This window comes from Pseudomonas sp. FYR_2 (genome assembly GCF_043106425.1).
In the GTDB taxonomy this organism is placed as follows: domain Bacteria; phylum Pseudomonadota; class Gammaproteobacteria; order Pseudomonadales; family Pseudomonadaceae; genus Aquipseudomonas; species Aquipseudomonas monteilii.
In genome coordinates this window covers 239,279-251,378 of record NZ_JBICMM010000018.1, presented here as the reverse complement: position 1 = coordinate 251,378, position 12,100 = coordinate 239,279, and the positions used below count along the sequence as shown (strand labels likewise).

11 protein-coding genes are annotated in these 12,100 nt (G+C 61.7%); 7 read left to right on the top strand and 4 right to left on the bottom strand.

Features of this window, described 5'->3' with window-relative positions; genetic code table 11:
* From ACF8R4_RS08790 to ACF8R4_RS08775, 4 genes are all read left to right on the top strand, one after another.
* Positions 1-810 carry an ABC transporter permease gene (locus ACF8R4_RS08790; RefSeq protein WP_010954645.1) on the top strand — a complete coding sequence of 270 codons (810 nt, stop codon included), beginning with the start codon at positions 1-3 and terminating at the stop codon, positions 808-810.
* Positions 811-829: 19 nt separating this feature from the next.
* Entirely contained in the window at positions 830-1,978 is a 1,149-nt protein-coding gene (locus tag ACF8R4_RS08785; RefSeq protein WP_060497217.1) for an ABC transporter ATP-binding protein, read from the top strand.
* Positions 1,979-2,112: 134 nt separating this feature from the next.
* A complete protein-coding gene (locus ACF8R4_RS08780; protein ID WP_060497218.1) occupies positions 2,113-3,420 on the top strand; it encodes a substrate-binding domain-containing protein in 1,308 nt (435 codons plus the stop codon).
* 166 nt (positions 3,421-3,586) lie between these two features.
* On the top strand, positions 3,587-4,594 hold the full coding sequence (locus tag ACF8R4_RS08775; RefSeq protein WP_164524650.1) for a TerC family protein: 1,008 nt from the start codon (positions 3,587-3,589) through the stop codon (positions 4,592-4,594).
* Positions 4,595-4,660: 66 nt separating this feature from the next.
* Here the strand turns inward: ACF8R4_RS08775 and ACF8R4_RS08770 are convergent, their stop codons facing one another.
* The 3 genes from ACF8R4_RS08770 to ACF8R4_RS08760 form a co-directional block, all read right to left on the bottom strand.
* Positions 4,661-5,059, bottom strand: a complete 399-nt coding sequence (locus tag ACF8R4_RS08770; RefSeq protein WP_223623976.1) for a hypothetical protein — start codon at positions 5,057-5,059, stop codon at positions 4,661-4,663.
* Complete coding sequence (locus ACF8R4_RS08765; RefSeq protein ID WP_164524651.1) at positions 5,046-6,452, bottom strand: PAAR domain-containing protein; 1,407 nt, start codon at positions 6,450-6,452, stop codon at positions 5,046-5,048. Before ACF8R4_RS08765 ends, ACF8R4_RS08770 begins: the two co-directional genes overlap by 14 nt.
* A 167-nt stretch (positions 6,453-6,619) precedes the next feature.
* Positions 6,620-7,849 (bottom strand): acyl-CoA dehydrogenase, encoded by a 1,230-nt coding sequence (locus tag ACF8R4_RS08760; RefSeq protein ID WP_060497222.1) that lies wholly within the window; start codon positions 7,847-7,849, stop codon positions 6,620-6,622.
* A gap of 140 nt (positions 7,850-7,989) precedes the next feature.
* Between ACF8R4_RS08760 and ACF8R4_RS08755 the strand changes: the two genes are divergently transcribed.
* Complete coding sequence (locus ACF8R4_RS08755; RefSeq protein ID WP_060497224.1) at positions 7,990-8,916, top strand: LysR family transcriptional regulator; 927 nt, start codon at positions 7,990-7,992, stop codon at positions 8,914-8,916.
* Positions 8,917-9,104: 188 nt separating this feature from the next.
* On the top strand, positions 9,105-10,259 hold the full coding sequence (locus ACF8R4_RS08750; protein WP_164524653.1) for a cysteine desulfurase family protein: 1,155 nt from the start codon (positions 9,105-9,107) through the stop codon (positions 10,257-10,259).
* 60 nt (positions 10,260-10,319) lie between these two features.
* Here ACF8R4_RS08750 and nfsB read toward each other — a convergent pair whose 3' ends face one another.
* Positions 10,320-10,973: an oxygen-insensitive NAD(P)H nitroreductase gene (nfsB, locus tag ACF8R4_RS08745; protein ID WP_060497226.1), complete on the bottom strand. Its 654-nt coding sequence runs from the start codon at positions 10,971-10,973 to the stop codon at positions 10,320-10,322.
* Between the two features lie 103 nt (positions 10,974-11,076).
* Between nfsB and ACF8R4_RS08740 the strand changes: the two genes are divergently transcribed.
* Complete coding sequence (locus ACF8R4_RS08740; RefSeq protein ID WP_392492219.1) at positions 11,077-12,000, top strand: LysR substrate-binding domain-containing protein; 924 nt, start codon at positions 11,077-11,079, stop codon at positions 11,998-12,000.
* Positions 12,001-12,100: the final 100 nt, after the last annotated feature.

Below are 12,100 nucleotides of genomic sequence, written 5' to 3'. Positions count from 1 at the left end.
ATGCTCCTGTCTCCCAATGCCATGGGCCGCCCGCTGCGCACGGGCCTGTACCTGACCACCGGGGTCATTGCGGCCTTCCTGCTGCTGCCGGTGGTGTTCATCGTGTTGCTGTCGTTCGGCTCGTCCCAGTGGCTGGTGTTCCCGCCACCGGGCTGGACCTTCAAGTGGTACGGCCAGTTCTTCTCCAACCCGGAGTGGATGGACGCCGCGCTGGCCAGCCTCAAGGTGGCCGTGCTCACCACCATTGCCGCCGTGCTGCTGGGCCTGCCCAGCGCATTCGCCCTGGTGCGTGGCCGCTTCCCGGGCCGCGAGCTGCTGTACGGGCTGTTCACCATGCCGATGATCGTGCCACTGGTGATCATCGCCGTGGCGGTATACGCCCTGTTCCTCAAGCTCGGCTACACCGGCACGCTGTTCGCCTTCGTGGTCAGCCATGTGATCGTTGCCCTGCCCTTCACCATCATCTCGATCATCAACTCGCTGAAACTGTTCGACCAATCGATCGAGGATGCCGCGGTGATCTGCGGTGCTTCGCGCCTGCAGGCCATCTTCAAGGTCACCTTCCCGGCCATTCGCCCGGGGATGATCGCCGGCGGCCTGTTCGCCTTCCTGGTGTCGTGGGATGAAGTGGTGCTGAGTGTGATGATGGCCAGCCCCGACCTGCAGACACTGCCAGTGAAGATGTGGACCACCCTGCGCCAGGACCTCAGCCCGGTCATCGCCGTGGCCTCGACCCTGCTGATCGGCTTGTCGCTGCTTGTGATGTTCATTGCCGCCGCCTTGCGCCGGCGCACCGAAACAAACGCCTGAGCGCGCGGAGAAAACAACAATGAGTGCAGTAATCAAAGACAACGCGCCAGGCAAAACCCTGGTCAGCCTGCGCGGCCTGAACAAGCACTACGGCGATTTCACCGCCGTGGACAACCTCGACCTGGAAATCCAGGACGGCGAATTCCTGACTTTCCTCGGCTCAAGCGGCTCGGGCAAATCCACCACCCTGTCGATGCTGGCCGGCTTCGAAACGCCCAGCAGCGGCGAGATCCTGGTCGATGGCCAGTCGCTGGTGAACGTGCCGCCGCACAAGCGTGATATCGGCATGGTGTTCCAGCGCTACTCGCTGTTCCCGCACCTGAACGTGCGCGACAACATTGCCTTCCCGCTGGCCATTCGCAAGCTCAACGCTGCCGAAACCGCCAAACGCGTCGATGCCATGCTCAAGCTGGTGCAGCTGGAGAAGTTCGCCCACCGCAAGCCTTCGCAGATGTCCGGTGGCCAGCAACAGCGTGTGGCCATTGCCCGAGCGCTGGTGTACGAGCCACGCATCCTGTTGATGGATGAACCGCTCGGTGCGCTGGACAAAAAGCTGCGCGAAGACCTGCAGGACGAGCTGCGCCAGTTGCACCGCCGGCTGGGCATCACCATCGTCTACGTCACCCACGACCAGGAAGAAGCCATGCGCCTGTCCCAGCGCATCGCCATCTTCAGCCACGGCAAAATCGTCGGCCTGGGCACCGGTTACGACCTGTACCAGAACCCGCCGAATGCCTTTGTCGCGTCGTTCCTGGGCAACTCCAACTTCCTGCGGATCAAGGCCAGCAGCAACGGCGCGGGCAGTTTCGAGGGCCAGCCGGTGGCCATTCGCCTGACGCCGGGCCTTACCGCCTCGCAGGATGCCCTGATCATGGTACGCCCGGAAAAAGCCCTGGCCCTCACAGCCGAACAGGCTGCACGCGAGCCGCTGCCGCCGGGCTGGAACGAAGTCAGTGCCAAGGTTGGCGAAGTGCTGTTCCTGGGTGAGAGCCAGACCTGCCATGTGGTAACGGCGGGTGGCACTGAGTTGACGGTGAAAGCGCTGTCGGCTGCGGGTATGCCTATGCAACCTGGCGACAGCGTGAAAGTGCGCTGGGCGGTGGCGGATGCATGTATCTATACCGAGTGGGCCGAAAGTGATTTGAGCAAGTCGGCCGGGGCACATTGAGATCGCGGGGGGCCGCTTTGCGGCCCCAATAACGCGGTCTACCAGGTCTTAGATTCAACCCCTAAGCACTGTCACATAATCATCACGTCACTGTCGTAATCTGCGGGCCAACTCTATGCCATAGGCCACCCGGCATGCTGCGCCTGCTTGTCTTGCTGCTCACCCTGCTACCGCTAGCGACCCTGGCCGAGCCCGCTCACCTGCGCGTCCAAGGCTCCAACACCATCGGCGCCGCCTTGCTGCCGGCACTGGTTCAGGGGCAATTGCGTGCGCAGCAAGCCACCGCCATCCACCAGCAACCGGGCAACGTCGCCAACGAGACCGTCATCACCGCGCAGGACGATCATGGCCAGCCGGTACGCATCGATGTTGCCGCTCACGGGTCCAGCACCGGCTTTGTCGCCCTCGGCCGTGGCGATGCCGACCTGGCGGCCGCCTCGCGGCCGATCAACGACAGCGAAGTGCATCAATTGCGCGCTCTGGGCGACCTGCGCGCTGCCAGCGCCGAACAAGTCATCGGCCTGGACGGCGTGGCGGTCATCGTCCACCCCGACAACCCGCTGCCTCAACTGACCACCCAGCAACTGGCGCAGGTTTTTTCCGGGCAGATCCAGCGCTGGGAACAGTTGGGCATTGCTGGCGGCGCCATCCACCTCTATGCCCGTGACGACCGCTCCGGCACCTACGAGACGTTCAAGGCGCTTGTGCTGGAGCCCCTGCACGACGAACTATCAGCCAAGGCGCGGCGCTTCGAGTCCAGCGACGAGCTGGCTTCTCAAGTCGCCACCGACCGTCAGGCCATCGGCTTCAGTAGCCTGGCCGCAGTGCACGGTGCCAAGGTGCTGGCGGTGGCCGAAGGCGACGCACCGGCCATGTTGCCAGAGCGCGCGCTGGTGGCCAGCGAAGACTACCCGCTGTCACGGCGCCTGTACTTCTACCTGCCAGCTAACCCCAAGCCTCAGGCCAAGGCCTTGGCCGATTTCGCCCAAAGCCCGGCTGGCCAGGCGATCGTTGCCCAGCAGGGTTTCGTGTCGCAGCAGATCAAGGCCCAGCCTGTTCCGCCCCTGGCCGATATGCCGCCACGCTATCGCACCCTGGCCCAGCAAGCGCAGCGGCTGAGCGTAAACTTCCGCTTTCAGGAAGGCAGCGCCAGCCTCGACAACAAGGCCCTGCGCGATGTGCAGCGGGTGGTCGAATACCTGCGACAGGCCGGCAAGTTGCAGAGCAAGGCCGTGCTGGTAGGGTTTGGCGACCCCAAGGAAACCCCCGGGCGCGCTGCGCTGCTTTCGCGCCTGCGCGCCCAGGCCGTGCGCCGCGAGCTGGCACGCGGTGGTGTGGAGGTGCTTGAGGTAACGGGCATGGGCGATGAACTGCCAGTGGCCGGCAATGAACTGGAGCAAGGGCGCCTGCGTAACCGTCGGGTAGAGGTGTGGGTGTATTGAAGGCGTGATTACGGCCCTGGCAAAGAAATGTAACAGCTCCCCGTTCGGCATCCATGGCAAACGGGTCTAGGCTCAAGTTCATGTGATACCGGGCCCCTCTGACGGCTGCCAAGCCGCCATGTCGGATCACTGTTGCCTTGCAACGTCGACATTCAAGGAGGGGCTCATGACAGCTCTGCAGGCATTCCTCACCACCCCCGTCCTCGGTACCAGCGCCTGGTTGTGGTTGGTATTCATGGCCATCGTCATCGGTTTGCTGGTGCTCGACCTGGGCGTGCTGCACCGCCACGACCGCGAAATCGAAATGCGCGAAAGCCTGCTGCTGTATTCGGGCTATTTCAGCGTCGGTGTACTGTTCGGCGCCGGGGTTTGGTATCAGCTAGGCGCACAGTCGGCGCTGGAGTTCTACACCGGCTTCCTGGTCGAGCAGTCGCTGTCGATGGACAACGTGTTCGTCATGGCGATGATCTTCAGCTACTTCGCCATCCCCCGCCGCTACCAGCACCGTGTACTGTTCTGGGGCATCCTGGGGGTGGTGTTCCTGCGGGCGATCATGATCGGCGTGGGCGCGGCGCTGGTGCAGAACTTTGCCTGGGTGCTGTACCTGTTCGGCGCCTTCCTGCTGTTCACCGGGGTAAAGATGGCGCTGTCAAAAGAAGACAGCCACCCGGACCTGGCCAACAACCCGATCATCAAGTTCGTACGCCGGCACATGCGGGTTACCGACCAGATCCACGGCTCGCACTTCTTCGTGCGCAAGACCCCGCCTGGGCACAGTAAAGCCCTGCGCTATGCCACCCCGTTGTTTCTGGCGCTGGTGCTGATCGAACTGGCCGACCTGGTGTTTGCCGTCGACAGCGTGCCGGCGATCTTCGCCATTACCCAGGACCCGTTCATTGTCTATACCTCCAACATCTTCGCCATCCTTGGGCTGCGCTCGCTGTACTTCGCGCTGTCGGCGCTGATGCACAGGTTCGTTTACCTCAAGTACGCACTGGCGTTGGTGTTGATCTTTATTGGCTGCAAGATTTTCTACCACGGCATGGTGGGCAAGGTGCCGGCGTTGCTGTCGTTGGGGGTGACGTTCGGGTTGCTGCTGGGTGGGGTGGTGGTTTCGTTGGTGAAGACGCGCAAAAAACCCGAAGTTAATCGAGGCCAAATGGAAGGACCCTGATCGTAAATAACTCACTAGAGCGCTCCCAGGTGATGTACGTCCGCCTGGAAGCCGCTCTAGGGTTCACTACGCTTTGGAGAGTTCGGCTACTGCAACTGCAATCGCAATCCAAACAAGCCCGACAATTGACAGCCACACCGAAATCCCAAGCCTTCGTTTGAGCTTTGGAGGAAATGCTTTTAACTCATTAACATCCAACTTGCCATAACGCAACGCCAATCCGGGGAACGTGACAAGACCACCTATATTGCAAACCAGCAGCCATCGCCACTTCAAGCTTGAAGTCCCCCAAGCCACCTTCACTTGCTCTAGATAAGGGTTACTCGTAATCGCTGAGCAGGCAACGTGAAAGTCACGTGACAGCGTGATGCAAAGGTTAATGGAAGCACCTAGCAGGCCAATGGCAAAAGGGGTAATCATAAACAGGAGTTTCATAACGACAGGCCAGGTTTCAAAGCTCATCATTTGAGGCCTCATAGATGAGTTCCCCGATAGACCCACCGGCCATTTCTCCTAACTTTGCGCCCGTTAAACTACCCGTGCCTACGACCAAGATCCCACACACTGGAACTGCAAGACCCCCAGTACCTACGCTAAAAACGGCACATAACGTGCCAGCCGCAGCGCCAGCCAATGCTGCCCCCACCATCCCTCCGCCTACCCCCATGCTGAATGACCCGGTTTCAACGTATCGAATTTTTGCACAGGCTTCTTCGCTTCCAGCGCGACACACTTCCTCAACTTTAAGAAAAGAAGAAGCCCCACCCAGTCCAATTGCAGCATGTCCACCATAACTAAGGTATTTACTGAGCCGCGCCACTTTATCCAGATGCGTCGCGTACCCAGGAATCTGCCCTGGCCCGCCCGCTTTCGACCAATGATGCACAAGGCTCTTGGTGGAAATATTCAAGCTTTTCTTTAGTCGCTCATAGCTTCCTAGGTTCAGTTGTTTGTTAAGCAACGCCGTTTTCAACTGTCCATCCAACTGCTGCAGAAGCCGCCCCCGCTCAGCGAAGAAACCTGGGCTGTTCAAGTGGCCGTGGCGCATGAACTCCCGCTGGTGCAGTTGCTCGATACTCGTCAATGTATGACTGACCTGTTTCAAGCCTTGATCCAGCATGTCCTTACCCACGCCCATGGACAGGCTGGCATCGCTGAGCAAACCGGCGATCTCGGCCTGATGCTGCATCATGAAATCCGCTTCGGTGTAGTCGAGCACTGCCAGCGCACGCCGCGCATGCTGCGCTGCGGCCATCAGTTCTCCCTCTTCGCGTGTGCAGGCGTCACCGTTGTCAGGATCACCGATGACGAAAATTTCCCCTGCTTTGAACCCTTGTTCAAACGTCGGATTGAGCCGCTGCAATCGAGAGATCGGCAATGTTGCATCGTGTTCGGCCAATTGCAGCAGCACCTCGGGGAACGACATGCGCCGGGGAACCAAATAGAAGCCAGGCTCCAGCGTACCGGGCAGTGCACCTATTACGGGTTGGGAGAAACGCTCCGGGTAGACCGCGTTTGACGGCTCGGCAAAGTGAGCATTGGCAAGCCCTGCTACAGGCTGCATGGGTGGTGGTGCCTGATGAAGCGGTGCGACCACCCGATTGCTGCCCGGCGAACAGCCACAGACAACCAACGCACCATCCATGGCCACGCGCTGTCCATCGGAAATGAAGTGGTCCACACCTTCGGCGACCATTCCCACCTGCCCACAAAGAGGGCATGGCGTGGTCTGGTCGCCTTCACGGAGCACCATTCGGCCTTCGTCCAGATAGCCGGCCCCTGTCGCAATACAAACGGCTCCAGTTGTGGTGATATCGCCGTCAACTGCCTGACCTTTTCCCTCTAGACTGACGCGCATCTATAAGCTCCCTTTGCGTGGTTGAGGTTCGAAACCTAACACCCGCAAGGCGGTTTCAAGCGCTTGGAGCAGAGAATCAGAAGCGTCCTACAGGTTACCCGAGCTTTGCTTAAAGTCCCTGTTCACGAGCACACCCGTGAACAGGTAAGTAGCCGCTGACGAAGCCATTACCGCCCGCTACGCAACATCTCCACTGGCACATACTTGCCAATCTCATACTTCCCAATTGCCGCCCGGTGCACTTCATCCGGCCCGTCAGCCAGGCGCAGGGTGCGTTGCATGGCGTACATGTAGGCCAGTGGGAAATCGCCGCTCACCCCTGCCCCGCCATGTATCTGGATCGCCCGGTCAATCACTTTCAAGGCCACGTTCGGCGCCACCACCTTGATCTGCGCGATCTCGCTGCGGGCCACTTTGTTGCCGACAGTGTCCATCATGTAAGCCGCTTTCAGCGTCAGCAGCCGGGCCATGTCGATCTCCATACGCGAGTCGGCAATCTTGTCGACGTTGCCACCCAGCCGTGCCAACGGCCGGCCAAAGGCGGTGCGCTCCACCGAGCGCTTGCACATCAGTTCCAATGCACGTTCGGCCATGCCGATCGAACGCATGCAGTGGTGGATACGGCCAGGGCCAAGGCGACCCTGGGCAATCTCGAAACCGCGGCCCTCACCGAGAATCACGTTTTCATACGGCACCCGCACGTTTTCGAAGCGCACTTCGGCGTGACCGTGGGGAGCATCGTCATAGCCGAACACCGGCAGCGGGCGGACGATCTTCACACCGGGCGCATCGGTGGGTACCAGTACCATCGAGTGCTGCTGGTGGCGCGGCCCTTCGGGGTCGGACAGGCCCATGAAGATCATCACCTTGCAACGCGGGTCGCAGGCGCCGGAGGTCCACCACTTGCGGCCGTTGATCACCCACTGGTCACCGTCACGCACGGCCGTGGCGGCCATGTTGGTGGCGTCCGAGGAGGCCACGTCCGGCTCAGTCATGGCGAACGCCGAGCGGATCTCGCCACGCAGCAGCGGCTCCAGCCATTGGCGTTTCTGCGCTTCGCTGCCGTAACGCACCAGCACTTCCATGTTGCCGGTGTCCGGCGCCGAGCAGTTGAACGGCTCCGGGCCAAGCAACGAGCGGCCCATGATTTCCGCCAGCGGGGCGTATTCCAGGTTGCTCAGGCCGGCGCCGTATTCCGATTCAGGCAAGAACAGGTTCCATAGCCCTTCGGCGCGGGCCTTGGCCTTGAGCTCTTCCATGATTGCAGTGGGCTGCCAGCGGTCGCCCTCGGCGACCTGGCGCTCGAACACCGCTTCGGCGGGGTAGACATAGGCGTCCATGAACGCAGTGACGCGCTCGCGCAGTGCCTGGACCTTGGGCGAATAGGCGAAATCCATCGGGGCTACCTTCACGGTTCGGAGTACATGGGCCAGAGCCTAGAGCAGCCTGCGCCCATCCACCTAGTCTATTTTCCGCGTGTATAAACATTCATAACCGATATATGATCGGCCAATAACTCCAACAAAGAGCGGCGCCCATGAACCTCAGCAAGGTCGACCTCAACCTGTTCATCGTGTTCGATGCGATCTATACCGAAGCCAACCTGACCCGCGCCGGGCAGATTGTAGGTATCACGCAGCCAGCGGTGTCCAACGCCCTTTCGCGGTTGCGCGAAACCTTCAACGACCCGCTGTTCGTGCGCACCGCGCAGGGCATGGTGCCCACGCCCATGGCACAGAACATCATCGGCCCGGTGCGCAACGCACTGGCACTGTTGCGTACGTCGGTGCAGGAAAGCCGTATCTTCAACCCGCAACAAGCCAACAAGACCTTCCGCATCAGCATGACCGACCTGACCGAGGCGGTAATCCTGCCGCCGCTGTTCCAGCGCCTGCGCCGCCTGGCGCCGGCGGTGCTGATCGAGAGTTTCCTGTGCAAGCGCCGCGAAACCACCAAGGAGCTCGCCGCCGGCCGCCTGGACTTCGCCATCGACGCCCCCCTGAATACCGACCCGCAGGTACGCCACGTCAAACTGATGCAAGACCGCTATGTCTGTGCCTTGCGCCAGGGCCACCCGCTGGCCGACAGCAAGCTGACCCTCGACAGTTACCTGGGCATGACCCACATCCATATCTCCAGCCGCCGTAACGGCCTGGGCTATGTCGACCTGGCGCTGGGCAAGATGGGCGTACAGCGCAAAGTGGCCTTGCGCTCGCAGCACTACCTGATGGCTTCGCAGGTATTGCAGCAAACCGACATGGCGATGACCGTGCCCGAGCGCTTCGCCCGCCGTCATCAACTGCGCTATCACCCCCTGCCGGTGGAAGTACCCGCGCTCGAAACGCACCTGTACTGGCATGAAAGCACCGATCAGGACCCGGCCAACCGCTGGATGCGTGAGCAAATCACCGAACTGTGCGAACGCGTGGTGGCCGAGGAAGAAAGAGCCTTGGAGCCCGCCTGAAGATGCGCACGAGGGATCGCTCATGGCCACCACGGAGGAAAAAAATCCTACAAATCTACAAACAGATAGAAAATCTATGTGGCAGCACTCAAAAATCCACTGTGGGAAGTAAAAAATTTCTTTCAGATGGCGGATACGCTTACGCCATCAATCGCCGATTTCACGGCGACAGACATGGACCTGCCTCAATGCCAAGCGCCCCGCTCTACTTTGATTACGCCGCCACCACTCCAGTCGACGACCGGGTCATCGAAACCATGCTCGCCAGCCTTGGCAGCCAAGCCAACTTCGGCAACCCGGCGTCCAGTGGTCATGCCTTCGGCCAGGCTGCCCGACGAGCCGTTGAGCAAGCCCGCCAGCAAGTGGCCGAGCGCGTCGGCGCACACGTCGAGCGCCTGGTCTGGACCTCGGGCGCGACCGAGTCCAACAACCTGGCGCTAAAAGGCATTGCTCAAGGCGCCGGCCAGCCTGGGCACCTGATCACCAGCCAACTGGAACACAAAGCCGTGCTCGACACCGTGGTCGAACTGGAGCGCCAAGGCTGGGACGTTACCCGCCTGGCCCCGGATGCCGTCGGCCTGATCCAGCCCGCCAGCGTACAGGCCGCACTGCGCCCCGATACCCGCCTGGTATCGTTGATGGCAGTCAACAATGAGCTGGGCACGGTCACTGACTTTGCCACCATTGGTGAACAGGTGCGTGCCCACGGTGCCTTGCTGCACGTGGACGCGGCGCAGGCCGTGGGCAAGCTGGCCATCAACCTGAACACGATGGCCGTGGACCTGATGTCGTTTTCGGCACACAAGGTGTACGGGCCAAAAGGCATCGGCGCGCTGTACGTCGGACCACGCGCCCGTGCGCTGATGCGTGCGCAGATGCACGGCGGCGGCCATGAACAGGGCCTGCGCTCCGGCACCCTAGCGACCCACCAGATCGCGGGCATGGGCAGCGCTTTTGCCTTGGCCGGCCAGCCCGGCGACAATGAATACCAGCACCTGGAGCAACTGGCAAAGCGCCTGCGCGAAGGCCTGCTGGCCTTGCCCGGCGTCAGCCTGAACGGATGCGCCAGCCAACGCATTCCCCATACCCTGAACCTGTGCATCGACAGCAAGGGCTTCAACAGTGCGGCGCTGGCCAGCGAGTTGGCGTTATCGACCACCTCGGCCTGCAACTCGGCCAGCCATGCAGCCTCACATGTGCTGCTGGCGCTGGGGCTGGACGAGCACCAGGCACGCAACAGTGTGCGCTTGAGCATCGGGCGCTTCAGCACCGAGGCCGAAGTGGACAAAGCGATCGACGTGTTTGCCCGGGTACTGACAGCAGCATCTGCAACGTTGTGGTAAGCCGCGCCCTGGCGCGGCCTGCCGCACGGCGTCACCGGGGCACCCAGCGCCCCGGTAAACTCACAGGAAGGTGAACACCTGCGACGCCGGCAAGCGTGACTTGTTCAGCCCGGCGTTAAAGTCCGTTTCAGCACGGTAGCCCAGGCTGAGGATCACCACGCTGGTGAAGCCACGCTCACGCAGCCCCAGCTCGGCATCCAGGACCTTGCTGTCGAAGCCCTCGATGGGCGTGGCGTCCAGGCCATGTGCCGCAGCCCCCAGCAATGCAGTACCCAATGCCAGATAGGTCTGTTTCTCCATCCAGTGCTGCACGTCCTTCTGGTCATGACGGTGCAGGTCGACGTAGTGACGGCGGCTCTGGTTCTGTGCGGCTCGCGCTTGTTCATCGCGGAAACGGCCATCGGCAGCTTCCTGCTCGAGCACGGCATTGAGGTGCGCCTCGGGCATTTCGGTACGGGTGCAGAACACAATCACGTGCGACGCATCGAGCAGTTTCGGCGTGTTGTAAGCAAAACGCTCCGTGGTGCTCTTGGCCAGGCGGGCCTTGCCTTCGGCTGTGTCGGCGACGATGAAGTGCCAGGGTTGGGAGTTGACCGAGGACGGGCTGTGGCGCAGTTGCTCGAGCAGGGCGTCGACAGTGGCCTGGGGAATGCGGCGCGAGGCATCGTAGGCTTTGGTGGTGTAGCGGCGCTTGGCCAGCGAGACGGTATCCATGCAACAACTCCGGAATGTACTGGGGATTTGCCGGGCATCTTATCTTTCCTGCCGCAAAGAAAAACCGGCACAATGCAGCAACACTTTCACACCTGGAGTGAAGATGCTGCGCATCACTGACCTCGAACTGTTCGTGCGCAGCAGCGTGCTGGGCAGCTTCACGGCCGCCGCCCATGAAGCCGGTCTGCTGCCGGGGCAAGTGGCTGCTGCGATCAAACGCCTCGAGCGCGACCTCGATGTGCGCCTGTTTGCCCGCACCACCCGTAGCCTGCGCCTTACCGCCGAAGGCGAGCGCTACCTGCCGACCGCCCTGAATGTGCTGGAGAGCCTTCGCCAGGGGCGCGAAGACCTGCATGGCAACCCTGGCACCCTGCGTGGCACCCTGCAGGTGTCGGCGCCTTCCGACTTGGGCCGCAACATGCTGTTGCCCTGGCTGAGCGCCTTTCGCCGGGAGCACCCGGCCCTGCACCTGCGCTTTTTTCTGTCCGACCAGATTGTCGACCTGAACCGTGACCCGGTGGATGTGGCCATCCGCTATGGCCTCAACCAGGACGCCAACTACATCGCCCTGCCCTTGGCCAGCTGGAACCGCCGAGTGCTGGTGGCATCGCCCGATTACCTGGCCCGCCACGGCCACCCGGTCACGCCCGAAGCCCTGCAAGAACATGCCTGCCTGCTGTACATGCAGCACAACCGGGTCTACGACAAGTGGCGGGTGGGCAACCGCACCGTGCAGGTCAGCGGGCCGCTGGTCAGCGACGATGCCGACGTCATCCGCCGTCTGGCCCTGCAAGGTGAAGGCATCGTCTACAAATCGTGGCTGGACGTAAGCGCCAATATTGCAGCCGGCGAACTGCAGATCATCCTGCCCGAATACCTGGGTGAATCCGTGCCTGTAACCCTGGTTTGCCCACACCGCAAACAACTCACGCCTGCGGTGTCACAACTGCACCTGTGCCTGCGCGACCACTTCGAGGCCCTGCGCGCTCGCGCACTGAACAACGGTTGCACAATCGTCCCGGACTAAGCGCCAGCAGGCAGCGAGCAGGGCGCAAAAACGCTTGCAACAGGTTGCACGCCACCACTGCTGCCCCAGCAGCACCCGCCCAGCACCCGACTGCTGCCCA